Origin of the sequence: Spongiibacter marinus, assembly GCF_016906995.1 — a bacterium.
GTDB lineage: Bacteria > Pseudomonadota > Gammaproteobacteria > Pseudomonadales > Spongiibacteraceae > Spongiibacter > Spongiibacter marinus.
Genome location: NZ_JAFBBD010000007.1, coordinates 233,035 through 257,910, shown reverse-complemented (window position 1 = coordinate 257,910; position 24,876 = coordinate 233,035). Strand labels below are relative to the sequence as shown.

The 24,876-nt window shown below is 57.2% G+C and carries 22 protein-coding genes; 12 read left to right on the top strand and 10 right to left on the bottom strand.

The features are described from left to right. Positions 1-47 precede the first annotated feature (47 nt). Positions 48-728: a DNA-3-methyladenine glycosylase I gene (locus HNR64_RS12605; RefSeq protein ID WP_204996788.1), complete on the top strand. Its 681-nt coding sequence runs from the start codon at positions 48-50 to the stop codon at positions 726-728. A gap of 8 nt (positions 729-736) precedes the next feature. Here the strand turns inward: HNR64_RS12605 and HNR64_RS12600 are convergent, their stop codons facing one another. The 6 genes from HNR64_RS12600 to HNR64_RS12575 form a co-directional block, all read right to left on the bottom strand. Further along, positions 737-2,590: a DmsC/YnfH family molybdoenzyme membrane anchor subunit gene (locus HNR64_RS12600; protein WP_204996787.1), complete on the bottom strand. Its 1,854-nt coding sequence runs from the start codon at positions 2,588-2,590 to the stop codon at positions 737-739. A 51-nt stretch (positions 2,591-2,641) separates the two neighbouring features. After that, on the bottom strand, positions 2,642-4,825 hold the full coding sequence (locus HNR64_RS12595) for a molybdopterin oxidoreductase family protein (RefSeq protein ID WP_204996786.1): 2,184 nt from the start codon (positions 4,823-4,825) through the stop codon (positions 2,642-2,644). 301 nt (positions 4,826-5,126) lie between these two features. Beyond that, the gene (locus HNR64_RS17200) at positions 5,127-6,242 is read right to left on the bottom strand and encodes an OmpA family protein (RefSeq protein ID WP_239547817.1); all 1,116 of its coding nucleotides are present in this window, start codon (positions 6,240-6,242) and stop codon (positions 5,127-5,129) included. A gap of 220 nt (positions 6,243-6,462) precedes the next feature. Continuing rightward, positions 6,463-7,158 carry a DnaA regulatory inactivator Hda gene (gene hda, locus HNR64_RS12585; RefSeq protein WP_204996785.1) on the bottom strand — a complete coding sequence of 232 codons (696 nt, stop codon included), beginning with the start codon at positions 7,156-7,158 and terminating at the stop codon, positions 6,463-6,465. Beyond that, positions 7,158-8,255, bottom strand: a complete 1,098-nt coding sequence (locus tag HNR64_RS12580; RefSeq protein WP_204996784.1) for an AI-2E family transporter — start codon at positions 8,253-8,255, stop codon at positions 7,158-7,160. Before HNR64_RS12580 ends, hda begins: the two co-directional genes overlap by 1 nt. Further along, positions 8,252-9,328, bottom strand: a complete 1,077-nt coding sequence (locus HNR64_RS12575; RefSeq protein ID WP_204996783.1) for a DUF2066 domain-containing protein — start codon at positions 9,326-9,328, stop codon at positions 8,252-8,254. Before HNR64_RS12575 ends, HNR64_RS12580 begins: the two co-directional genes overlap by 4 nt. Before the next feature lie 151 nt (positions 9,329-9,479). Between HNR64_RS12575 and purM the strand changes: the two genes are divergently transcribed. The 3 genes from purM to HNR64_RS12560 are packed head-to-tail and all read left to right on the top strand — an operon-like array spanning position 9,480 to position 11,877. Then, positions 9,480-10,529: a phosphoribosylformylglycinamidine cyclo-ligase gene (gene purM / locus HNR64_RS12570; protein WP_204996782.1), complete on the top strand. Its 1,050-nt coding sequence runs from the start codon at positions 9,480-9,482 to the stop codon at positions 10,527-10,529. 3 nt (positions 10,530-10,532) lie between these two features. Further along, entirely contained in the window at positions 10,533-11,183 is a 651-nt protein-coding gene (gene purN / locus HNR64_RS12565) for a phosphoribosylglycinamide formyltransferase (RefSeq protein WP_204996820.1), read from the top strand. Next, positions 11,137-11,877, top strand: coding sequence for a DUF3108 domain-containing protein (locus HNR64_RS12560; RefSeq protein ID WP_204996781.1), 741 nt, complete (start codon positions 11,137-11,139; stop codon positions 11,875-11,877). Before purN ends, HNR64_RS12560 begins: the two co-directional genes overlap by 47 nt. A 14-nt stretch (positions 11,878-11,891) precedes the next feature. Here HNR64_RS12560 and dcd read toward each other — a convergent pair whose 3' ends face one another. Both dcd and apbC read right to left on the bottom strand, forming a co-directional pair. Beyond that, positions 11,892-12,458, bottom strand: a complete 567-nt coding sequence (gene dcd, locus HNR64_RS12555) for a dCTP deaminase (protein WP_027873484.1) — start codon at positions 12,456-12,458, stop codon at positions 11,892-11,894. Positions 12,459-12,496: 38 nt separating this feature from the next. Continuing rightward, positions 12,497-13,567: an iron-sulfur cluster carrier protein ApbC gene (apbC, locus tag HNR64_RS12550; protein ID WP_204996780.1), complete on the bottom strand. Its 1,071-nt coding sequence runs from the start codon at positions 13,565-13,567 to the stop codon at positions 12,497-12,499. A 214-nt stretch (positions 13,568-13,781) separates the two neighbouring features. On the opposite strand from apbC, the gene metG reads away from it, so the two are divergent. The 7 genes from metG to HNR64_RS12515 all read left to right on the top strand — a co-directional run bounded on the left by metG (position 13,782) and on the right by HNR64_RS12515 (position 21,972). Beyond that, positions 13,782-15,827, top strand: a complete 2,046-nt coding sequence (gene metG / locus HNR64_RS12545; protein WP_204996779.1) for a methionine--tRNA ligase — start codon at positions 13,782-13,784, stop codon at positions 15,825-15,827. Positions 15,828-15,972: 145 nt separating this feature from the next. Further along, on the top strand, positions 15,973-16,551 hold the full coding sequence (rsxA, locus tag HNR64_RS12540; RefSeq protein WP_027873481.1) for an electron transport complex subunit RsxA: 579 nt from the start codon (positions 15,973-15,975) through the stop codon (positions 16,549-16,551). Positions 16,552-16,561: 10 nt separating this feature from the next. Further along, positions 16,562-17,167, top strand: a complete 606-nt coding sequence (rsxB, locus tag HNR64_RS12535) for an electron transport complex subunit RsxB (protein ID WP_027873480.1) — start codon at positions 16,562-16,564, stop codon at positions 17,165-17,167. 27 nt (positions 17,168-17,194) lie between these two features. Beyond that, positions 17,195-19,576 carry an electron transport complex subunit RsxC gene (gene rsxC, locus HNR64_RS12530; RefSeq protein WP_204996778.1) on the top strand — a complete coding sequence of 794 codons (2,382 nt, stop codon included), beginning with the start codon at positions 17,195-17,197 and terminating at the stop codon, positions 19,574-19,576. A 2-nt stretch (positions 19,577-19,578) separates the two neighbouring features. Continuing rightward, complete coding sequence (gene rsxD, locus HNR64_RS12525) at positions 19,579-20,628, top strand: electron transport complex subunit RsxD (protein ID WP_204996777.1); 1,050 nt, start codon at positions 19,579-19,581, stop codon at positions 20,626-20,628. Beyond that, entirely contained in the window at positions 20,628-21,266 is a 639-nt protein-coding gene (rsxG, locus tag HNR64_RS12520; RefSeq protein WP_204996776.1) for an electron transport complex subunit RsxG, read from the top strand. Before rsxD ends, rsxG begins: the two co-directional genes overlap by 1 nt. Next, positions 21,259-21,972, top strand: coding sequence for an electron transport complex subunit E (locus HNR64_RS12515; RefSeq protein ID WP_204996775.1), 714 nt, complete (start codon positions 21,259-21,261; stop codon positions 21,970-21,972). The genes rsxG and HNR64_RS12515 overlap by 8 nt, the downstream gene beginning before the upstream one ends. Positions 21,973-22,001: 29 nt before the next feature. On the opposite strand, the gene HNR64_RS12510 is transcribed toward HNR64_RS12515, so the two are convergent. Both HNR64_RS12510 and HNR64_RS12505 read right to left on the bottom strand, forming a co-directional pair. Then, positions 22,002-22,442 (bottom strand): nuclear transport factor 2 family protein, encoded by a 441-nt coding sequence (locus tag HNR64_RS12510; protein WP_204996774.1) that lies wholly within the window; start codon positions 22,440-22,442, stop codon positions 22,002-22,004. A gap of 95 nt (positions 22,443-22,537) precedes the next feature. Beyond that, positions 22,538-23,551 (bottom strand): AraC family transcriptional regulator, encoded by a 1,014-nt coding sequence (locus HNR64_RS12505; RefSeq protein ID WP_204996773.1) that lies wholly within the window; start codon positions 23,549-23,551, stop codon positions 22,538-22,540. A gap of 205 nt (positions 23,552-23,756) precedes the next feature. On the opposite strand from HNR64_RS12505, the gene HNR64_RS12500 reads away from it, so the two are divergent. Further along, positions 23,757-24,815: a helix-turn-helix domain-containing protein gene (locus HNR64_RS12500; protein WP_204996772.1), complete on the top strand. Its 1,059-nt coding sequence runs from the start codon at positions 23,757-23,759 to the stop codon at positions 24,813-24,815. Positions 24,816-24,876: the final 61 nt, after the last annotated feature.

Below are 24,876 nucleotides of genomic sequence, written 5' to 3'. Positions count from 1 at the left end.
CCCAATCATCCGTCTGCATGAGGCTGGCCCGTACTCGGAGAAATCACATGTCGACGCTCTATGACCGTTATTTATCGCGCGCTATTGATCAACACGGCAGCATCGCTGCCATAGAAGCGCAATTGCCCAGCCATAAGAGCCCCGCTGAACTGATCGGCACACCGGACGACCGCTACCTCGCTGAAATGGCGGCCTGTATTTTTCGTGCGGGCTTTGTGTGGCGCGTTGTCGGCCAAAAGTGGCCTGGCTTTGAGGAGGTTTTCAATCGCTTTCTGCCCATCTGGGTGGCGATGCGCTCCCCCGAGCAGATAGAGGAGATGGCCAGCGATACGCGAATTATTCGCAACCTGAGCAAGGTGCGCGCGGTACAGGAAAACGCCCATTTCGTTTTAGAGCTGCAGGAGAAGCATGGTGGCGTGGGCCAATTCCTCGCCGATTGGCCCAGTGATGACACCATCGGTCTTTGGGCATATCTGAAAAAACATGGCTGCCGACTCGGCGGAAATAGCGGCCAATACTTCCTGCGCTTTGTCGGCAAGGATACTTTCGTATTGAGCCGCGACGTGGCCACCGCCTTGATGGCCGAGGGAATTGTTGACCGCACCCAGATCACTGCCAAACGCGACCTGATCAAGGTGCAGGATGCCTTCAATACGCTGCAGGCCCAGAGCGGCCGACCACTGTGCGAGATCAGTATGATTCTCGCACTTTCTCTGGGCCCGCGCTGAACCTTCGCTTAGTGCAGGTCGGCGACCACACCGACTTGCGGCAGGTTGGCTAAGCCGATGTCCCGGGCGTGTTCCTCGAAGTCTTTGTTCTTCCAGAAGAATGCGCCGGGCATCGTGGTCGGTACAACCAATACATAAAACAGCGCCCGCCCAATTACCGCATAGGCCAACACACACAAGCTCAACGCCGCCGCGATCAAGCCTGTGGCGATGCCACCCTGCGTGAGGGTAAGGCCGAGGGCAATCACCGCGCTAAGCAACAACAGCGCATTGCGCAGCAGATAACTTTTGGCAAACACCGTTGTTTGAATGTAATGGGAAACGCTGCCCTCGTTGTTGGCAACATTCATTGCTCGGGCATGTTGCCACAGGCCCAGCCCCTCGATTAGCGCAGCGACCATAATCAGCCCGCCCCCCAGGGCAAGCATGGCGACGGTGTTTTCAGCTGCGCCGCTGGCCGGCGCGCTAAGCAACATAAACCACAAGCAAACAATACCGCCGAGAGCCAGGGCAGAGCCAACAAAGCTGCTACCTGTTTGCCAGTGATTCCAAAAGGGCCGCGCAGGAATTCGATAGCAGCGATACATGTAATACAGGCCAACGGCGCCAGACACCAGTGCGAGTGTACTCAACACAGCGGCAGCTACCGGGTAGTGCCCCCAATCGCCAAACCAACGCTGAAATACCGCATTATCGGGCAGCACGCTCAGTAAATGCAGGCCGGCAAACACCATGTATAGCAGCATGCCCAAGCCCTCGCGGCACACTGGGGAATGGCGAAGATTATTGAAGCCGCGGTAAAAGCGCAGCGGCTTGCCCAAGTGGGTTGCCGACATCAGCATACCGACACCTGCCAGGGCGACAACCAGCGCAACAAACGGCACATACAGCGCCGATGAGCGCAGCGCGAGTATCGGCTCAAGGGCGAATGCCGAACCCAGCGTACTGATAGCAAAGGCCCCCAAGGACGCCTGACTAACCAGTGTAAAAATCACCAAGGGGTTTTCGCGAGAGCTCAGCTTGTCCAGCCCCCAACGCTTTTCAACGCCTTTTTTCTGGTCCACGACCGGGCGGTACTCACCCTGCTCATCTTTGTGATATTTCACCGCCATACCATCGGTGCGCGTCACCTCATCCGGCATGCGTTTAGTTTGCTGGAAGCGAATATTCGGATGCGTAATTTCCGGGCTGGGAAAACCGGGAATACTGAGCTTCGCCTGCTCGCGATTCTCCGGCAGATCTTCCACGACACCAAAATTAAGCGCGTTACCCAGGCAGGCAGAAACACAGGCCGGCTTTAAATTTACTTCCAGGCGATCAACGCACATATTGCATTTGCTCACCTGGCCTTTTATTGGGTCTAACTGCGGCGCATTGTAGGGGCACACCCACGTGCAATAACCGCAGCCAAAACAGGTTTCCGGGTCTTGCAATACCGCGCCATACTCAACATGTTTGGTATAGGCGCGCGTTGGGCACCCCTTCAGACACACCGGATCGTCGCAGTGATTACAGGCCATTGAGATATTCATGCGCTTGAAATCGGGGTAACTGCCTCCCTCGACATAGCCCACTGACCGAAAGCTGATATGCGCTGGGTTATCATTTTTTTCACTGCACGCAGCCTCACAGGCGTGGCAGCCAATGCAGTTGTCGGCGGTAAAGTGAAAGGCGTGTTGCTTGTTGCGATTTGGGTTGCTGCCCACGCCCGGCTCTTCATTGATAAACATTTCGCGCCCGGCAGGCACAGCGCCGCCGCTGCGGGCGATCAGATCAATGGGCGCCTCATAGTAATTCACCTCAGGCGCGCCAGACTCTTTCAGGAAAGCGTACTGCGGCTCATCGTCTCGAACCTTCCACATAAACTAAGCCCTTCTTGGTGTAATGGGGGATGTCACGGCTAACACGGCCAACTAGAAAGCCCGGCGTTCAACGTTGAGTCGCGCCGCCTCCTTTTGATCAATATGTTCAATGCGCACGGCACACTGCTTGAAGGCTGGCTGGCGGGAATAGGGGTCAAGCAATCCCAGCGACAGCCGGTTAACACAATCGTGATAATGCATAGGGATAAACAGCATATTGCGGGGAACCCGCTGCGTGAGCTGCACCATAACGACAGCGTCGCCGCGACGCGACACCAAACGCACATAGCTCTGGTGGCTCACCCCGGCCGCGCGCGCGGAGTCTGGATTCATTTCCATGTAAGGCGTTGGACTGAACTTATTGAGGTTTCCAATTTTTCCGGTTTTAGTGCGGGTGTGGAAATGCTCCACGACACGGCCGCTGTTCATCCAGAAAGGATAGTGCTCATCCGGCACCTCATTGTCCTCGATGTAGTCCATGGCCAGCAGGTTGGCGCGCCCGTTTGTAGTGGGGAATACGCCGTCGCTGTACAACCGTGGGCTACCCGTTTCATCACCCTCGCGCATCGGCCATTGGATGCCGCGCTGCGCTTCAATCAGATCATGGCTCATGCCGGAGATATCCAAATTCCGGCCGCGACCTTTTGACAACTGCTTCATTTCATCGAAGATTTCAGAGGTCGTCTCGGGAAAAGCGATTTCCCTGCCCCGCTCAAAACGTTTGGCCAGCTGCGAGAAAATCCAATGATCGGGCTTGGCGTCCCCCGGCGGCGAGGTAAACTTGCGCACCAAATTTACCCGCCGTTCAGTGTTCGTTTGTACCCCTTCTTTTTCCCCCCACACGGCAGCAGGAAGATAAACATGGGCATAGTCGACCGTTTCACAGTCGCGGTAGCCGTCCTGCACCACCATAAATTCGAGCTTCTCCAAGGCCTTTTTAATTCGCGGTTGGTTCGGCATGGAGGTCAACGGGTTGGTGGCAACAATCCACAAGGCCTTAATATCGCCCGACTCTATTGCCGGAAAAATATCGGTCTGTTGCAAACCGCGCTTTGCTGGAAAGAAGGATTCATCAACCCCCCAAAACTGGGCCACCTCCTTGCGGTGCTCCGGCTTCTCAAGCATACGATAGCCCGGCAGGCCAGAGCAGGATGACCACTCCCGGGTGCCCATGGCGTTGCACTGCCCGGTAATAGACAGGCTGGTCCCGCCGGGCACGCCGATATTGCCGGTAATCAGGTTGAGGTTATTAATGCCGCACACGCCGTCGGTGCCGTGGGTACTCTGATTAATACCCATCGTCCAGATACTCATTGCCGACGGTGCCTTTGCGTAAATGCGGGCCACATGCTTGATGGTGTCTGGGTCGATACCACATATTCGCGAGGCGGTGATGGGGTCATATTTTTCTACTGTCGCGACAAGCTCATCAAAGCCGTTGCAGTGGGCGTCTATATAAGCCTGATCCTGCAAGCCCTCCTTCAAAATGACGTGAGCTAAGGCGTTTAGCAGCACCAGATCAGTACCCGGTGTTATCGGTAAGTGGATATCGGCAAATTGCGCAAGCATGGTCACTCGCGGGTCGACAACAATCAGTGGAAACTTGCGCTTCTCCAACGCCTCTTTTAGTCGCCAATAAATAATGGGGTGTTGCTCAGGGAGGTTTGAGCCAAAGGCCATCAGGCAGTGAGTATTTTCGAAGTCCTCGTAGCAGCCGGGCGGCCCATCAGCGCCGAAGGAGCGTTTATAACCGGACACTGCCGATGCCATACACAGTGTGGTGTTGCCATCGTAGTTGTTGCTACCAATTACCCCGCGAACCAATTTTCCCAGGGTGTAAAACTCTTCTGTCAGCAGTTGGCCGGTAGACACAATCGCCACGCTATCGCGACCGTACTTCTGCTGGATTCGCATAAACTCCTCAGCCGTGCGATCGAGCGCGCTATCCCAACTGGCTGGAGAAAACGCGTCGTATATCCGGTCGCGCATCAGCGGCTGCGTACCACGACCAGCGGTGCCACTCAGTTCATGCTCAAAGATACCCTTTATGCACAGCTTGCCCTGATTAACCGGCGCATTGCCCTTGCCGCGACTCGCCACCGGCTTTCCGTCGGCATTCAAACCGACCTCAATTGAGCACCCCGTGGAGCAATAACCACAGACGGCGTACTTCCAGTCCACTACCTGCTTGTCAGCAATCGTAATGGGCTTGCGTTTTCTGCGACCGAATATCATGAAATCCCTCATTGTTGCGCACTGTTTGTGTGCTAAACCGAGCCCACGGGGGCTAAAAAAGCGCACCAACTTGGTGAATTGCCAAGCAAATCACCGCATCTACTCTGGATTTAACAAGAACTATGCCAACTAACTAAATCAGGCTGAAAGCCAGTAAATACGGCGGGCTATTCGGCAACACAGAACAACTCGCCCTCAATTGGGGCATGACAAGTTGGGGAGTATTTAACAGGAGGGGGTCGAAATTCAGGCAAAAAAAAGGGGCCCTCAGGAGCCCCTTCCGGTATGCACTAGTCGCGATTTATTTAGCGACTTCTGCTTCCATTACTGCAACAACGCGGCGGTTAGCCTGACGGCCTGCCTTGGTGCTGTTGTCAGCGATAGGACGCTCTTCACCGTAACCAATCGCACTCAGGCGGCTGGCATCAATGCCGAACTCTTTAATCAGAGCACTGCGAACGGCGTCGGCGCGACGCTGAGACAGCTGCTTGTTGTAGGCCGCAGCACCAGTGCTGTCAGAGTGACCTTCAACAACGGCTTTAACACCACCGAAGCGCTTCATGAACTCAGCGACTTTCTTCAGCTCGCTGATTTGCGAAGCAGGAATCGCATCGGAGTTCAGTGGGAATTTCACGTCCATTTTGATCGACTCGGTGTGCTTGAGTACAAACTTACAACCGAATTTATCAACCTGACGGCCCGCTGGTGTGTTGGGGCACTTGTCGCGGTAGTTAGGTACACCGTCACCGTCTTTGTCCAAGGCACAGCCTTTGGCGTCAACGGCAACACCTGCTGGTGTGCCTGGGCACTGATCCGCACCATCTTCAACACCGTCAGCATCGCTGTCATTGCTTTGAACAGGCGCTGGAGCAGGAGCCGGCTTAGACTCGCCGCCGAACGCGTAGCTTAGGCCCAGAGAGACGATACCGTCGTCTGTTTCAGTATCAAAGCCGTAGTAATAACGGGCATCAGCGCGCAATGACAACGGGCCGGAAAGCGCATAGCGTAAACCACCGCCAACATTACCGGTAGTGATGCCTTGGTCATCCTGGGCTTCGAAATTATAGTAAGCGTCGCCCAAACCTATAGCCGCGTAGGGGGTCAGACGGTCGTTATTTTCGATATTGTAGTAGCGCAGGGCACTTACTGAGAGAGAGAGATATTCTGCATCGCGAGCTGCTACGTCATAGCTGTTATCTGACTCAGAATATACCGCGCCGACCTCGACACCCCAATTCTTGCTAATTTGTTTTTCAATACTTAGAAGTCCGGCAGCGGTCTCATCCAGGTCCCAAGCAGAATCGAAAACTTGATAACCTACGCCGGCATTTAAGTACCACTTGTTGCTGTGGTCATCTGCCATCGCTGGTGCGGCAATTACCGCAGCAATCGCAGCACCCATTAATTGTTTACGCATTTTGTAGCTCCCCTGATTATCACTTAGGTCTTCCGTTGCCCTACCTTAATGGTGGGTCTTGGCTCAAGAATAACACGCAAGTATGCCCTTGCACGCCTGCTTTTCAGTAATTTTACCGCGACGGCGTTGCAAAGAGTTATAGAAGCTCCGCAAGAAAGAAGCAATCACTATTCGCAACGCCACGCCCGCACCGAGAGTCTGGATTGAGTGAAAAGTTCACTCACCAAGACATTATTTCTTTTACAAACGGGATCGTCAGTCGCCGTTGCCGCGCTAGGCTGTGACGGTCTAAGTCGCTTAGTACGCCAAATAGCGCTTTTAGATCACGCTGGCAACGGCGATAGATAAACTCTGCGAGGGCCTCGTTAATATCCAGGCCCATAATTTGAGCGCGGTGACAAAGCGCGGCGATTCGCTCATCCTCGCTAAGTTCAGAGAGTCGATAAACGCTAAAGCTCTGCAGGCGAGACGCCAGGTCAGGCAGCTCAATCGCCAACTGATCAGGGACGTCGGTAGACGCAAAAAGCAGCGAGCAGCCCCCGCCAAGCGCGCGATTATAGAGACTAAACAGCGCCACTTCCCAGTCGCTGCGGCCGGCAATGGCTGACAAACCGTCAATGCACACGAGGTCTGCCAAATCGGCATCTTCCAGCACCATTTCAGCGGGATAGTCCAGCAATTCTGCAGCGGGGATATAGCGCACCGAACGCCCCTGCGCGTCGGCCAACTGGCAACAGGCCTGCAACAGGTGCCGCCGACCGCTGCGCCCAGCGAGGTAAACCAGCTTCTCGCCCTGTCCCGTTGCCACCCCCTTTAAGACTGCTACCGGAAGCTGCTGCGACGGGGCGACATAGTAATTATCAAAGGTCGCTTCCGTATCGAGGCTAAGCGCGAGGGGCAACTGCGTTGACGCCATCAGTCCTCGTCCTCGTCTTCAAGCACCAGGGGGATTTCTCCACCTTCTTGATACCACTCGCTGCGCAAATAGGCGTCGTGAAGATAGCCGGCCATCACCTTCATTACCGAGGCAACCGGCAGCGCTAATAAAATGCCAAGAAAGCCGAACAACTGGCCCCCTGCTAATATGGCAAATATCACCATTACCGGGTGCAGGCCAATTTTGTCACCCACCAGCGACGGCGTTAAATACAAACTTTCTAACAGTTGGCCAATACCAAACACCACTGCAACGCCCAGCAATTGCCAGGACAGGTCAAACTGGAAATACGCCGCCAAACCCGACGCAGCGATGCCCACGATAAACCCTAAGTAGGGAACAATACTGGCCAGGCCTGCAGCCAGGCCCAACACCAATGCCAGATCGAGCCCGAGGATAAACAAACCGACGGTGTATATCGCACCGAGCGATAACATCACCAAAAATTGCCCGCGCGCAAAGGCACCTAATATCTCGTCGCATTGGCGCGCGATATCAACATACAGCGCTTCGTGGGAACGCGGCAGCAGCTTGCGAATTGCCGCCATCATCACATCCCAATCGCGCAACAGATAGAACGTAACAACAGGGATGAGCGTGATGTTCGCCACCCACGTCATCACCGCGACACTGGAGCCACTTATTTTTTGCCACACATAGACAAAAATGCCACCTGCCGCATCCCAGTGTTTGCTGATCGCTTCTTTAGCCGTATCGATTGGCTGGGCCTGCTCAGGCAAATCCAAAAATCCACGCAACCCGGGCAACGCCGTCTCTTGCAACCATCCAACCAGCGCGTATAAACGCTGCACCAGCAGTTGCATTTGATCCAGCAACAACGGCAAGGTGATTAAAAACATCAGCAGCGAGAACAGCGACAAGCCGCTGAAGACCAACACCACCGACATGGTTCGGCCCACGCCTCTGGCCTCTAAGCGGTCGGCGAGCGGATCCCCCATATACGCCAGCACTGAGGCAATGGCGAAAGGCATTAATATTGGACTGAGGGCATTGAGCAACCACGCCAGCAGTAAAAGTCCCCCCAGCCACCATAACCAGCGAACATTCACTGTCATGGCTGCCCCTGCCAGATATAGTTGCCTTGCGTCGCCAGTGGCGACCGGCTGCGGCCTGCGCCCTCAGCGGCGCGGCGCAGGCGGCCGTCCAGCTGCAGATAGCGCTCGACTTTATCCATATCGTCTTTCAACACCAATTCCAGCACCAACTCCTCGCCAAACGCCCACGCCGCATTCGCGTGCTCTATGACCGCAAGAGATTCCAGATAACTCACCATCTGCGCGTAGTCGTCAAAGCGCGTGAGGCCACTCACATGGATCAGCGTGCGCCCACCGGCACCAGCAACACTGTTGACCGCGTAGCGACGCGCTTGAACATCGGCGACCCGATCGACCGCTGCCGCCAGAAAACCATTGTCTTGCTGACTCTGGGTATCAAAGCGTTCGCCACTCTGCTCATCGAGCAAGGCCCAGCTCGCCAACCACTGGCCAGTGGATAACTGGGAAGCCCGCCCCATAAGAATGAAAGGCGGCGCATAGCGCTGCGAGGCTTCGCGAACTCGGGCCTCGGGCATTTGCCACAAAGCCTGCGCACTCAGATTACCCGCATCAATCAAGTCGAATAGCGGCAGCTGCAATGCCAGGCCACGGCGTGCCACAGCATCCTGGAGCGCCTTTTCTAGGTCCGGGTGGCTACCGCTGCCGAGGAAACTTCGCCCCTCGGGGGTGTCGACAACCAGCCACAGTAATACCGTGGGACGATTTGCCGACCACACTGGCAAACCGGCTGATTGAAGCACCGCATTGACCTGCCGAGGAGAGAACTTCATGTCCAGCCAAAGACGCTCTTCGCCATCGGTGTTTTCACGGCGATAACTGTAGCGAGTCAAAAATGGTTCGGGGGAAGCCAGTGCTTCAGAAAGTGCGGAGGACTGTGGCAGCTGGCCCTGGCCGGACACACGCACAAAGACTTGCTCCAACGCACTGGCCGCGCCGCGGCGGAGAGTCGCAGGGGACTGTTCAGCAACGGCCTCGCGCCCCTTGTAGAGGTCATCGACACGGCCCGCGACGGCGGCCGAGCACAGGCAGGCAGCTAACAACAATAGCAGCGGCCGCTTTAGCGCATTAATCACAGTATTAAAATCCCTCTACCTGAAACTGGCGCCACAGTTTAGCAAGGCGCGCCTACCAAGTCCTGAAGCAGCGCAAAATTCCCGATTTAGCTGCTGAATTGCGCGACCAACCAAGCTAGAATAGCGCCCTCAAAGAGGACAGCCAAGCACTATGACTGATACCAACAAGCCCAGCCTGAGTTACAAAGATGCCGGTGTAGACATTGACGCCGGAGATGCACTCGTCGAGCGCATCAAAGATGTTGCCAAACGCACGCGTCGCCCAGAAGTCATGAGCGGCCTCGGTGGTTTTGGCGCCCTGTGCCAACTGCCGACCGGCTATAAAGAACCCGTCCTGGTGTCGGGCACAGACGGTGTCGGCACCAAGCTAAAACTGGCGATGGACACAGGCATTCACAACAGCATTGGAATCGACCTCGTCGCAATGTGTGTCAACGACCTGCTAGTAACAGGCGCTGAACCGCTGTTCTTCCTCGATTATTACGCTACAGGCAAGCTCAACGTCGATATTGCCAGCAGTGTCGTTACCGGCATCGGCGCCGGTTGCGAACAATCGGGCTGCGCACTGGTCGGCGGTGAAACCGCAGAAATGCCCGGCATGTATGAAGGTGAAGACTACGACCTGGCTGGCTTCTGTGTTGGCGTTGTGGAGAAGTCCAGCATTATTGACGGCAGCTCTGTTCGCATCGGCGATGCACTGGTTGGCATCGGCTCCTCTGGCCCTCACTCCAACGGCTATTCGCTGATTCGCAAAATCATCGACCACAGTGGTCAGGCGCTCGACAGCGAGTTTGGCGACAGCACACTGGGTGAAACCCTGCTCGCGCCCACGCGCATCTACGTGAAGCCCGTGCTGAATATCATCAAACAGTTCCAGGTTAATGCACTCGCCCACATCACTGGCGGTGGCTTACTGGAAAATATCCCTCGCGTACTGCCGCGCAATACCCGCGCAGTTATCGACAGCGACAGCTGGCAGCGCCCCGCCATCTTCGACTGGCTGCAAGAGCAAGGCAATGTCGAAGCACGCGAAATGTACCGCACCTTCAACTGTGGTATCGGCATGGTCATGGCCGTATCAGCAGAGCAAGCCGATAGCATTGTCGACATGCTTCACCAGCACGGTGAGACAGCCATGGTCATTGGCCGCATTGAGGCCGGCGATGACGACGCAGACCGAGTGGTTATCAGCGACCTGTAAATGATGGGCTGTCGTATTGTAGTTCTGATCTCCGGTGGCGGCTCGAACCTGCAGTCCATTATTGATGCCGCCCAAGCGCAGCAGCTGGGCGGTGGCGACGTCGTCGCCGTTATCAGCAACAAGGCTGACGCTGGCGGCCTGCAGCGGGCCGAACGCGCCGGAATAGCCACTAACTGCTTGCCACACACCGACTTCAGCAGCCGCGAGGCGTTTGATGCCGCTCTGCAGGAAACCATCGACCAACATCGGCCCGACCTCGTGATCCTCGCTGGTTTTATGCGCATTCTCACAGGCGGCTTCGTGCGCCACTACCTGGGGCGCTTGCTGAATATCCACCCCTCACTGCTGCCGAAGTACCCAGGCCTCAACACCCACCAGCGCGCGCTGGATGCCGGTGACCGCGAGGCCGGCGCCACGGTGCATTTTGTTACCGAAGAGCTGGATGGCGGCCCGGCGATAATTCAGGCAAAAATACCGATAAACGCTGGCGATGATGCTGCAACTCTTGCCGACAAGGTCTTGTCCAAAGAGCATCAAATTTATCCTTTGGCGGCTCGCTGGTTTGCCGAAGGGCGATTGTCTCTCGTGGCTTCAAAGGCGGTACTCGATGAACAGGAACTTCCTCAGCACGGCGTTATCTTTAACGAGCATTAAGGCCCTGGCGAGCGCTCTGCTGCTTGCCTGCGGTGCCGGCCTTGTCCACGCCGACGCCGATGCCCTAACCCCCTATCGCGCGCACTACCAAATCAGCCACGACGGTCTCAGCACCAAGGCTGAACGTATTCTGGAGCGCGACGGCGACCACTGGCGGCTCAGCCAGCACGCGAAATTGTTTTTCTTTAAAGTCGACGAAGAAAGCAAACTGGAAGTGCACAAGGGCACGTTGCGCCCCCTGTCTTACCGCTACGAAAACAATGTCAGCAGCAAGAAAAACCTCGAACTGACCTTCGACTGGGCCAAGCAAACCGTTTCCGACAAGCAGGCCAAAAAGCCCTGGCAGAAAGCCCTCAAGCCTCACTTCAGCGACCAACTGAGCGCCCAACTGCAGTTGCGTGAAATGTTGATCAAAGGCCAGCTGGATTCACAGCAGAATCAGACGGTGGTAAAAAGAAAGGGCAAGCTCAAAACCTATGGCATCAGCCGCATCGGTGAAGAGCGTATTGAGACGGCAATGGGCACATTGCAAACCGTGAAGCTGCGCAAGCATCGCGACGGCAGCAGCAGCGAAACGTTTATCTGGCTGGCGCCAGAATTGAACTACTTGATAGTGAAACTAGAACAACGCGAAGACGACGAGCTTTATTCGATGAACCTGCTCAGCGCCGAGTTCGACACGCCCTCGCGCTGAGCAATCACGCACTATCAGGTTTTTGGCAGCGTCACGCCGCGCTGTCCCTGATACTTGCCGCCCCGGTCGCGGTAACTCACCTCGCACACCTCATCAGATTCAAAAAACAGCATCTGCGCGACACCTTCATTGGCGTATATCTTCGCCGGCAGCGTGGTGGTATTGGAAAATTCCAAGGTCACGTGACCTTCCCACTCGGGTTCCAGTGGCGTGACATTCACGATGATGCCACAGCGCGCGTAGGTGGACTTACCCAAACACACCGTCAATACACTGCGCGGAATCCGAAAATACTCAACGGTGCGCGCCAGCGCGAACGAGTTGGGCGGAATAATGCAGGAATCGCCCGTAATGTTTACGAAACTGCGGTCGTCAAAGGCCTTGGGGTCAACCGTTGCCGAGTAAGTATTGGTAAACACCTTAAACTCATTGGCACAGCGCACATCGTAGCCGTAGCTGGAAGTACCGTAGCTGATGATTCGATTGCCATCCTGCTCGCGCACCTGCCCCGGCTCGAAGGGCTCGATCATCCCTTCTGACTCGGCCATTCGACGAATCCACTTGTCTGATTTAATCGCCATTGCTTTCCCCTGAGCCGCCGCATTGGCAGCAAATAGTATTAATCGTCGCTAATAGAAATCTGTGGTGCCGCCGCACTGCTGCGCTGGCGTCGGGCCAACTCCACCGCAGTGGCCGTGGCCATATCGCGATACAATTGTGCCGCTTCACTGTCAGGCGCCTGTGTCACCACCGGGGCGCCGCGATCCGCTTGTTCGCGAATCTGCATCGACAACGGCAAGGCGCCCAGCATCGGCACAGCATAGTCACGAGCGATATGCTCGCCACCGCCCTCACCAAATATATGTTCGGCATGACCGCACTGACTGCACACATGCACCGCCATATTCTCGACCACGCCCAGCACCGGCACCGACACTTTGGCGAACATCTCAATGCCCTTCTTGGCATCGAGCAAGGCGATGTCCTGTGGCGTCGTGACCACAACAGCACCTGCAACAGGTACCTTCTGTGACAGGGTCAACTGAATATCACCGGTTCCCGGCGGCATATCGATAATCAGGTAATCCAGGTCCTGCCAATAGGTTTGGTATAACAACTGCTGCAGCGCACCGGTTGCCATGGGACCGCGCCATACCATCGGTGTTTTCTCGGTCACCAAATACGCCATCGACATTGACTGGATACCCTGCGCCTCAATGGGCAACAGATACTGTGTACCGTATTGCTTGGGACGCACACCCGGCTCAACGCCCAGCATCATCTGTACGCTTGGGCCATATATATCGGCATCCAACAGGCCAACTCTCGCGCCTTCTGCGGCCAGTGCCAAGGCAAGATTCACCGACGTGGTCGATTTACCCACGCCTCCCTTACCCGATGCCACCGCAATAATATTACGGACATTTTCCATGTTTTTAATGCCCTGTGACGCCTGGTGAGCGGCGATTTCCCAACTCACACTCACCTCACAAGACAGCCCCTGCGCCGCCAAACTGTCGCGCAAAAATGCCTCGTGCTGCTGTTGGTGGCTGCGCGCCGGAAAGCCCACCACCACCTCGCAAACACCCTCGGCAGGCATGCGAATGTTGGCAATACTTGCCAGCGGCTGACTGAGCCCCGGCAGGGTTACGGCTGACAAGCACTCTTGAATGGCGTGTTCAGATGGCAAAACAGGCTCCTATATGGGCGGCCTCGGCGAGGCGTCACTACAGCGGCTAAGCGGGCGAGTATACGCCGCAGCAGGCGCCCTCACAACGGCCGCATAGATGCGTCGGCAACGTAAAAACGCTATAGTATCGCCCCCCGACGGCAACGCCGCCGGACAGTCTACACCGCGGTATACGCCGCTACGTCTCTGACTCATTGTTTTATGAAGGATTAGCATGTCGCGCAAGATTCTGGTTACCAGTGCCCTGCCCTACGCCAATGGCCCACTGCACCTGGGGCACCTCCTCGAATCGATACAAACCGATATCTGGGTGCGCTTTCAAAAATTGCGCGGCAACGACTGCGCCTACCTCTGCGCTGATGATGCCCACGGCACCGCGATTATGCTGACGGCGGAAAAACTCGGCATCACCCCGGAGGAGCAAATCGCTCGCGTCAAGGCTGAGCACGAGCGCGACCTCGGCGGCTTCCTGATCGAGTTCGACAACTACTACAGTACCCACTCCCCCGAGTGCCAACATTATTCGGAAGAAATATACCGCCGCCTCGAGGCCAATGGGCATATCGAAAAACGCGAAATCACCCAACTATTCGACCCCGAAAAGCAGCTCTTCTTGGCTGACCGCTATATCAAAGGCAGCTGCCCGAAGTGTAAAACCGAGGACCAATACGGCGACAATTGCGAAGCCTGCGGTGCCACCTACACCCCCGCCGAGCTGATCAATCCGCGTTCGGCCATCTCCGGTGCCACTCCCGTCGAGAAAGCCTCCACCCACTACTTCTTCAAGCTGGGCGACTTCGAGCAACTGCTCCGCGACTGGACCAGCAGCGAGGCCCTGCAACCACAGATCGCCAACAAGCTTCGCGAATGGCTCGATGCCGGCTTGCAAAGCTGGGATATTTCCCGCGATGCGCCGTACTTTGGTTTTGAAATTCCCGGCGCACCCGGCAAGTACTTCTACGTTTGGCTGGACGCGCCCATCGGCTACATGGCCAGCTGCGCCAACTGGTGCGAGCGCGAGGGCCGCAGTTTCGATGACTACTGGGCAAAAGGCTCAACGGCCGAGCTCTACCACTTCATCGGCAAAGACATCATCAATTTCCACGGCTTGTTCTGGCCAGCCATGCTCGACTCTGCGGGCTTCCGCCAGCCCACGGCCATCTATGCCCACGGCTTCCTTACCGTCAATGGCAAGAAGATGTCCAAAAGTCGCGGCACCTTTATCAGGGCAGAAACCTATCTCAAACACCTGCCCGCCGAGTACCTGCGCTACTACTTTGCCGCCAAGCTCTCCGGCGCGGTCGACGACATCGACCTGAACCTGGAGGATTTCACCAAACGGGTGAACGCCGATTTGATCGGCAAGCTGGTCAACATTGCCAGCCGCAGCGCCAAATTCGTTCACAAAGGCAATGAAGGCCGCCTGAGCAGCGAGCTTCACAAGCCGGAACTGTGGCAACAGGTAACCGGCGCCGCCGACGACATCGCCACGCACCTCGAGCGCCGCGATTACGGCAAAGCCGTGCGCGAGATTATGGCACTGGCCGACGCGACCAATGAATACTTCGACGCCTGTGAGCCCTGGAAGCTGGCAAAACAGGAAGACGGCAAGCAAGAAGCGGCGGCGGTCGCCTCGCAGTGCATCAACGTGTTCCGCGTCCTGGTTACCTACCTCGCGCCGGTGCTGCCAAAGCTTGCCGAGCAGGTTGAGCAATTCCTGAATATTCGCCTGAGCTGGTCAGAGGAATTCACCCCACTACTCGACCATAAAATTGAGAACTTCAAAGCCATGATGGCCCGCGTCGACAGCGACAAGGTGCAAGCCATGGTCGACGACAGTCGGCAATCCATCGAGGCAGCGAAGACCGTACAAAAAGCCAGCAAAAAGCCAGAGAAAAAGGCGGCGCAGATCAATGACGATGCCATTGCGGACACGATAGAGTTTCCAGACTTTGCCAAAATAGATCTGCGCCTGGCCAAGATTGTCGATGCCCAGGCCGTTGAAGGGGCAGACAAATTGCTGCAACTGACGCTGGATCTCGGCGAACACGGTCAAAAACAAGTGTTCTCGGGGATCAAAGCCGCCTATAGCCCCGAGCAACTGATCGGCAAACTCACGGTGATGGTGGCCAATCTGGCGCCGCGCAAGATGCGCTTCGGTGTGTCTGAGGGCATGGTGCTGGCCGCAGGCCCGGGGGGCGACGAACTGTGGCTGCTGGAACCCCACGAGGGCGCCAAACCCGGCATGAGAGTCCAGTAAGCATTATCGATTTTGCCGATAATGCATTGTGGATTAAAAGATTTTAAATTGAACACTTGATCGAAATAAAATAGCATCTCGATCACAATAAATAGCGGGCGGTCATTTGTAGCCGCCCTGCTCCACGGCAATAGAGGCAAGCGCTTTGCTAGCGGATTACACAATACTTTTGCTCGGCGCCATTTTAGTGAACAACTTCGTGTTGGTTCAGTTCCTTGGCCTGTGCCCCTTTATGGGCGTGTCCAGCAAGCTGGAAACCGCTATTGGCATGTCGAGTGCCACTACCTTCGTACTGACACTGGCCTCTATCTGCAGCTGGATGACCTACGAATGGCTGCTGCAGCCGCTCGGTTTGGAATACCTGCGCACCATTACCTTTATCCTGGTGATCGCCGTGGTTGTGCAATTCACCGAAATGGTCGTGCGCAAAACCAGCCCCCTGCTCTACAAAGTACTGGGCGTTTTTCTGCCGCTCATCACCACCAACTGCGCGGTGCTCGGCGTCGCCCTGCTGAACATTAATAAAGAGCACAACTTCGTCGAATCCGCGCTCTACGGTTTTGGTGCCGCGGCGGGCTTCTCCATGGTGTTAGTGCTGTTTGCCGCCATGCGCGAGCGCATCGCCGTTGCCGATGTACCGGTGCCCTTCAAAGGTGCCGCGGTTGGCATGGTAACCGCCGGGCTGATGTCTCTCGCCTTTATGGGCTTTGCCGGACTGGTATAGCGGAGCCTTTATGATCGAGCTAATTACTCAACACCCCTTCGCTGCAGCGCTACTGGCACTGGTCAGTCTGGGCCTGGTATTCGGCGCACTACTGGGTTTTGCTTCGGTAAAATTTAAGACCGAAGGCGACCCCATCGCCGACCAGGTAGAAGCGCTGCTGCCGCAAACCCAGTGTGGTCAATGCGGCTACCCTGGCTGCCGCCCCTATGCCGAAGCCATTGCCAATGGCGACGACATTAACAAATGCCCGCCCGGCGGCGAGGCGACCATCGCCGCACTAGCCGACCTGCTGGGTGTGGAGGCCAAACCCCTCGACGCCGCCGAAGAAGCCGTGCCTTCTGTGGCCTATATTCGCGAGGACGAATGCATCGGCTGTACCAAGTGCATTCAAGCCTGCCCCGTCGACGCCATACTCGGCGCCGCCAAGCATATGCACACCGTTATCGCGAGCGAGTGCACCGGCTGCGACCTCTGTGTTGAGCCCTGCCCGGTGGATTGCATAGAGATGCGGCCCATCGAGACCACATTGCAGACCTGGCACTGGGACAAGCCGCAGCCGACAGAAGACCTAATCGCCAGCGACCGCCGCGGCAACTCGCCGATTGAAGCGGCCTGAACGCACGCCCGAGGATAGTCACGAAGCATGAGAAAGATTTGGGACATTCACGGCGGCATTCATCCGCCCGAGAATAAAACACAATCACTGCAAGACAATATCCGCGCCGCCGGCATTCCGGCCCAATTGATTGTGCCCCTGTCACAGCACATCGGCGCGCCCGCCGCGCCCATTGTTAATGTCGGCGACCGCGTACTAAAAGGTCAGATGATCGGCGAGGCCAAGGGCTTTGTCAGTGCCCCCGTGCACGCGCCTAGCTCTGGCACAGTGGCCGCCATTGAACCGCGTGTCATCCCCCACCCGTCGGGCATGAGTGCGCCGTGCGTGGTAATTAACTGCGACGGCAAAGACGAATGGATCAGCCACCAGGGCATTAGCGACTACCGCAGCCTCGACAAAAACACCCTGGTCGACACCATCCGCAACGCCGGTATTGCCGGGATGGGCGGCGCCGGTTTTCCAAGCTCGGTAAAACTCAGTGGCGGTAAAGACAAACCCATCGAAACACTGATCCTCAACGGCACCGAGTGTGAGCCCTATATCACCGCCGACGATATTTTAATGCAGGAACGCGCCGCCGAAATTATCGCCGGCGCCGAAATCCTGCGGCATATTGTTGAGCCCAACGAGACCCTGATCGGCGTTGAAGACAACAAGCCCGAAGCGCTGGCAGCCATGCGCGCTGCCGCCGAAGGCACCGGCATTGAAGTAGTTAGCTTCCCCACCAAGTACCCGTCAGGCGGCGAAAAGCAGCTAATTCAAATTCTCACCGGCAAGGAAGTCCCCTCCGGCGGCCTGCCCGCCGATATCGGTATTGTCTGTCAGAATATCGGCAGCGCTCGCGCCATCTATCGCGCCGTTTGCCACGGTGAACCGCTGATCTCCCGCGTAACCACTGTCACCGGTGAGGCCTGCAGCACACCGCGCAACTACGACGTGTTGATCGGCACCCCGGTGCAATATCTACTCGACCTCAGCCACTTCGACGCCAGTCGCTGCATTCGCCTGATTATGGGTGGACCGATGATGGGCTACACCCTGCAAGATACCGCGGTGCCCATCGTCAAAACCAGCAACTGCGTGCTGGCACCCACCGTTGAGGAGCTGCCGCCACCGCCACCTGCACAAGCCTGTATTCGCTGCGGCATGTGCGCCGAAGCCTGTCCGGTATCGCTGCTGCCCCAGCAAATGTACTGGTTTTCACGCGCGCAGGAGCACGACAAACTCGAGGAACACAACCTCGCCGACTGCATTGAATGCGGCGCCTGCTCCTACGTCTGCCCCAGCAATATCCCGCTGGTGCAGTACTACCGCGCCTCCAAGGCAGAAATTCGCCAGGCCCAGCAAGACAAGATAAAGGCCGAGCGTTCAAAAGAGCGCTTCGAGGCGCGGCAGGCACGTATCGAACGCGAGGCCGCCGAGAAAGAAGCCAAGCGCAAGGCGCGCCTGGAAGCGGCTAAGGCCAAGCAACAATCTGCCACCAAAGACGGCAGTAAAGACGACATTATCCAGGCTGCGATCGCCCGCAGTAAGGCGAAAAAGTCCGGTGGCGCCGACAACCCGCCGCAAGACCCCGCCCAGGCGGCCATTGCCCGCGCCCAAGCCGCGCGAAGTGGCGACGCCGTCAGCGAAACTGCCGAAGAAAAAACCGCCCGTCTGGAAAAACAGCTGGCCAGCACTGAAAAACGCTTGGCAGCGGCCCAGCAAAAATTACAGCTAGCCATCGACAACAATGATGACAATGTTGAGGCCTTCCGCAGCGGCGTAGAAAAAACCGAGGGCAAGTTGCAAGCACTGCGCAAGGAGCTCGACGCCCACCGCGCCAGCCAGGCACCTGCGCCCGCCGAAAGTGTTAGCGACGACCCGGCAGCCGCGGCGATCGCCCGCGCCCAGGCCAAGCGTGCAGGTGGGGCTGAAACGGAAAGCCCGGATGCCGCCCGCGAGCGCCTGACGACGCAAATTGCCAGCACCGAAAAACGCCTCGACGCTGCCCAGCAAAAACACGCTGATGCGCAGGCCCAGGGCGATGTCAATGCTGCCGCCTTTGCCACCGCCGTAGAAAAAACCCAGGCGAAGCTGGACAAGCTGCGCGCTGAACTAGCGGCGCTTCCCGCCGCCGAGCCTGAACCGGCCGCCGAGGCAAGCAATGCCGACGACCCCGCCGCTCAGGCCATTGCCCGGGCACTGGCCGCACGCAACGCCAATGCCGAGTTGAGCGAGGCGGACAAGGCGCGCAACGCGGTCAGCTCGCTGGAAAAACGCATTGCCAAAACCCAGCAAAAACTCGACCAAGCCCAGGCCGATGGCGACGACAACGCCGCGATTCTGTCCGACACCCTGGCCAAATTGCAGGGCAAGCTGGACGAGGCTCGTCAGGCCTTGGACGCCCTTAGCCAGGAAGAGGGCTGATCATGGCGTTTTTGAAAGTAAGTTCCCCCCACGCCCACGGCCCGATGAGCACCGGCCGCGTCATGCGTCTGGTGTTAATGGCGACCATTCCAGGCTTGGTGGCACTCACCTGGTTTTTTGGTTTTGGCACCCTCACCAATGTGTTGTGGGCCAGCCTGAGCGCCCTCGCTTTTGAAGCATTGGCCCTGAAGCTGCGCAAACGCCCCATCGCGTTTTATTTAAACGATTGCAGTGCGCTGGTCACCGCGTTCTTACTCGGTATCGCTCTGCCACCCGGCTCGCCCCTATGGCTGATTCTGGTGGGCACCGGTTTCGCCATCTTACTGTGCAAGCACATGTACGGCGGCATGGGCTACAACCCGTTTAATCCGGCAATGGCAGCCTATGTATTGCTGCTGATCTCCTTCCCGGTTGAAATGACTAACTGGCTGGCACCGCGCGGCGCCGTGCCAGCATCCGAGCTTCTCGGCCCCATCGACGCACTGTTGCGCAGCCTCGGCATTGGCAGTGCCCCCATAGACGGTGTGAGCATGGCCACACCGCTGGATATCCTCAAGCAAAACGACGCGCTACTGGTCGACGACCTGTGGGCACAAACCCCGCAATTCGGCACCGTAGCAGGCATCGGTTGGGAATGGGTCAACCTGGCCTTTTTGCTCGGCGGCCTGTATCTACTCTATCGCCGTGTCTTCACTTGGCACGCGCCCCTGAGCATGCTGCTGGCGATTGCCATTATGGCTCTGTTGTTTAATGACGGAGGCAGCTCTGCCTCCGGCGGTGGCGCACTGTTCAATCTGTTCAGCGGCGCCACCATGTTCGGTGCGTTCTTCATTATCACCGACCCGGTAAGCTCGGCAGTGTCCAATCGCGGGCGGGTGATCTACGGCGCGTTGATCGGCGTGCTGGTCTACATTATTCGCGCATGGGGTAATTACCCTGACGCCGTCGCCTTTGCGGTGCTGTTAATGAACTTTGCCGCGCCCTTCATCGACCACTACACTCAGCCGCGCACTTACGGGCATAAAAAGCCCAACGCGCAGGAGAAAGCGTAATGCTCGGCCAATCCATTACGAAAAACGGTTTGCTGCTGGGACTGTTCGCCGTGGTGACCACCGGCGTAATCGCCGGCACCTATCTCTCTACCCGCGGCTTGGTGCAGGACAATATTCGCGCCGCCGAGGAACGCGCCCTGCTGGAAATTATCCCCCGTGATCGCCACGACAATAGCATGCTCGACGACGCCGTTGCGCTTGGCGACGATGCCCTCCTCGGCCTTCGAGAGCCGCGCAATGCCTACCGCGCCAAACAAAACGGTGAGGTAGTGGCGGTGATTCTCCCGGCGACCGCCCGCGATGGCTACACCGGCGATATCGACCTGATCATCGGCGTCAATCGCGACGGCAGCGTAGCCGGTGTGCGGGTACTGAGCCACCGCGAAACACCGGGCCTGGGCGACCAGATCGACTACAAGAAAAGCCAGTGGGTAGACGGCTTTATCGGCCGCAGCCTGCTCAACCCCAAATCAGAAAAGTGGGCAGTGAAGAAAGATGGCGGCGTCTTCGACCAGTTCACCGGCGCCACTATCACGCCGCGCGCCGTTACCGCTGCCGTGAAACGCAGCCTGGAATTCTATGCGCAGCAGCGGCCCATGTTGCTAGACGAAGTGAAGCAGGAGAAAGGCGATGAGTGATGTGAACTACCGCGAGATCTCCCTGAATGGCTTGTGGAAAAACAACCCCGCCATCGTGCAACTGCTGGGCCTGTGCCCACTGCTGGCCGTTACCGGCTCGGTGATCAACGCCATCGGCATGGGGCTGGCCACCATCTTCGTACTCACGGTGTCAAATACCTGCGTGTCGCTGATTCGCAACATCACCTCCGATGCCGTGCGACTGCCGGCCTTTGTAATGATTATTGCCGCCGCCGTAACCTGCATAGAACTGTTGATGCAGGCCTTCGCCTATGAGCTGTTTCAGATTCTCGGCATCTTCCTGCCGCTGATTACCACCAATTGCGTGATTCTCGGCCGCGCCGACGCCTTCGCCAGCAAGAACCGCCTGCTGCCGTCTATGTACGACGGTTTCATTATGGGGCTGGGCTTTTCAGCGGTGCTAATTCTGCTCGGCGCTATCCGCGAAGTGGTTGGCACGGGCCATATCTTCGCCAACATGGAGCTGTTGTTCGGCGAATCAGCAAAGGCCTGGAAGATTGTTTTGGTTGACGACTACAAGGCCTTCCTGGTGGCGATATTGCCCCCCGGCGCTTTCATCTTCACTGGCCTGATTATCGCCCTGAAAAACGTGATCGACGGCGAGATTCAAAAACGCGAGGCAGCCAAAGCGGAAAACACCGCGCCGACCAGTCGCCGCGTACGGGTCACCGGCAATATTAGCTAAGCCAACGCTAAGGCGGGCTTAGCTCCGCCTTACAGCCCAAATAACAGGTGCTGGCTGAGATCGCCCACCAAATCCACATGCATTTCGCGGCGGGCAAAGCCCCACACGCCCTCCCGCTTGCACAGCTCATCCCGGTATCGACCGCTGATAATAGGCTGTAAGGCCAGTGCATCGGTGGCCTGCAGCACGGTATAGCAGGAACGCGCCGTCGCGCTGGCCGCGCCCGGCGAATGTTCGATAATCACATTACTAATCAGGTGGCGGGTTTTCGGCGTGTTGCTATCGGCATAGAGGCGCGTCGACTGCTGGTACATCGCCAGCACGGCCTCCTCGCCACTCACCACGCTGTTGTGCGCCGGCGCGACAATATCGGCGTCGCGAAACAAGGCCGCGACGCCGGCAAAGTCGCCGGCATCAATTTTTTCAGCGTAGAGATACAGTAAGTTTTCAATCTGGCGCGCGTCGTCCACGGCGACCTCACTCAAGTATTAGCGAGGGAGTACTACACGCAATTTTGCTGCACCGGTCAAGCCGCCCACCACGGCGCAGCGATTCGCGCCAGGTACTACGCAGATTGCAGCATCATCCGATAGCGGCCGGGCGCCTGACCATACCAGCGCTTAAACGCTTTTTGGAAAGCACTTTGGTCGCTAAAGCCAAGCTCTGCGGAAATCTCCAACAAGCCAAGTTCACGGCGCGATATCAGCCCCAGTGAACGCTCCTTGCGGGCATCGTCCACCAAGCTTTTGTAACTGGTTTCGGTGTTGTTTAACCGCCGCTGTAAGGTGCGCGGCGCAATGCCAAGCTGCGCGGAAATATCCTCCAGCCGGGGCACACCGTCGGCCAGCTGACTCACGATGCAGTCGCGCACATCTTTGATCAAACGGTCTTCAAATTGCAGGTTCGACAACTCAATCAGCGCCGCCTGCTCCAGCGATTTGTGAATACCGGGATGAGGGTAAAGCGTTGGCTGGTCGAGCAGTTCACGACCGAAGTGCACCGCATTTAATTTTTTACCGAAGGACACCGGCGCTTCAAACAAGGCTTCCATTTCCGCCTCACGCCCCTGGGCACCGTGAGCGAAATGAACTTCTCGGCGCGTGGCACCGCGGTCCAGCATCGGCTTGTTAACGCGATACCAATTGGCAAAGAAAAATTCGACAACGTGCACCGACGCCTGCTGCCGGGGCGGTTGTTGCCAGCTCAGGCAAGCCGTGCTGCTATTTACCTCGCTTAGCACCATATCGCCGTGGTCGATCAACAGGCGTGAAAAGCGCTGCATCGCATCCACCGCCTCGCGAGTATTGGAAGCGCTCATCCCCAGATAATTCACCATTCCCCAGGGCGTGCGTGAACAATGCGTGCCCGCTTTCGCGCCAAGGCAGGGGTCACCCAGCAAGTTCGCACCGGCGTCCAAGGTCATTTCAAACAAGCGCAGGGGAACGCGCCCTTGCTCACTAATGTGAGATAGGGGATTCAAACGCAATACCGATTGCAGCTGCCGGCTGCTGAGCCCCTGGCCCTCAAGGTACTCTAGAAGGTTGTCGAGATATTCTTTGCAGACTGTTGGTGTTCGCATTTCACCCTCCCCACAAAACGCCCAGACAAAACACTGCGGGCGAATCTGTCACTGTTATTGTTGTGGGCGGCACGCCGCCGGTATGACCTGAACTGCGTAACAGACTAGCAATTTCGCAGCGAGACTTGTCCCCCTCCGCCACTAAAAGTATTATCATTAGTGACCGTCAATTTGTATCATTTATGGCCATAGTCGATTATTCATTGTGCAATTAATAGAAATGGAGCAGCTGGGTGCCCGTTTGCTGCGGGTACTTTGGCGCCTACTGCAACAACACTATCCCGACATAGACTGCGCGGCGCTCGGTCGGCGCTGCGAGCTGGGCGAGACCTGGTGGCAGGCAACCGGCAACGATACGCTGGTAAATGTAATGGTGTTGTTAAACGCCCTGCGCGACGATGGCGCGCCTGCCATTGCACTTGAACTGGGCGACCTTGCGCAATTGAGCGACCTCGGCCTGCTCGGCTATGCCATGCTTACCGCCGCCAACTGTGAGCAAGCCACGAATATCAGTTGTCACGCCTTCAGCGAAGCGAGCTTTTTAGTGCGGGTACACCTTGAGCGCGGCGAGCAACACGCGCTCATTCGCTTTGAACTCACCGACAACGCCCTGCCCATCGAGCAGCTGTTAATGGAGCTGTGCAGCGTCGCTGCCTGGCGCTATGTGCAAGGGATACTGCCCGAGGGCCGCGCCGCCGTGCCCGACTATGTAGAACTGACCAGCAGTCCACCTGACCACGCCGAGCGCTACCGCGAATTGCTGGGCTGCGAGGTGGTGTTCGACGCCCCGCGCAACACCATCGCCCTGCCCCTGCACTGGCTGAGCCGACCTATCCCCAGCGGCAATGAACAGGCGCTGATCGCCTGCTCTCACCACGTGCAGCAAATCGTCAGCGAGAGCTATCGCACAGCCGGCATTGCCCCGCAGGTTAAACGCCTGTTGATGTCGCGCCCCCAAGACTGCGAATTCAATTTGGCAAAAACGGCAAAGCTACTGCGTTTAAGCCCGCGCAGCCTGCGCCGACATTTGGAACAGAGCGGTCACAGTTTTCGCCAAATTTGTCTGAGCGTGCGCATGGAATTAGCGCGGGAGTACCTGTTTAATACGCACATGAGTTTGAAGGAGGTGGCCTACCAACTCGGTTATAAACACCCGAGCAACTTCAACCGCGCCTTCAGCGATTACTATGGTCAGTCCCCGCAGACGATGCGACGGCAGCACTACCAAGCCTTTCAGCGCGCAGAGCCACCTGGCGCAGGCTGACAACTCTGGCGTCGAAAACCCTACTGATGTAGACCCACTGGCCCCACAATAGCGGGCTAGC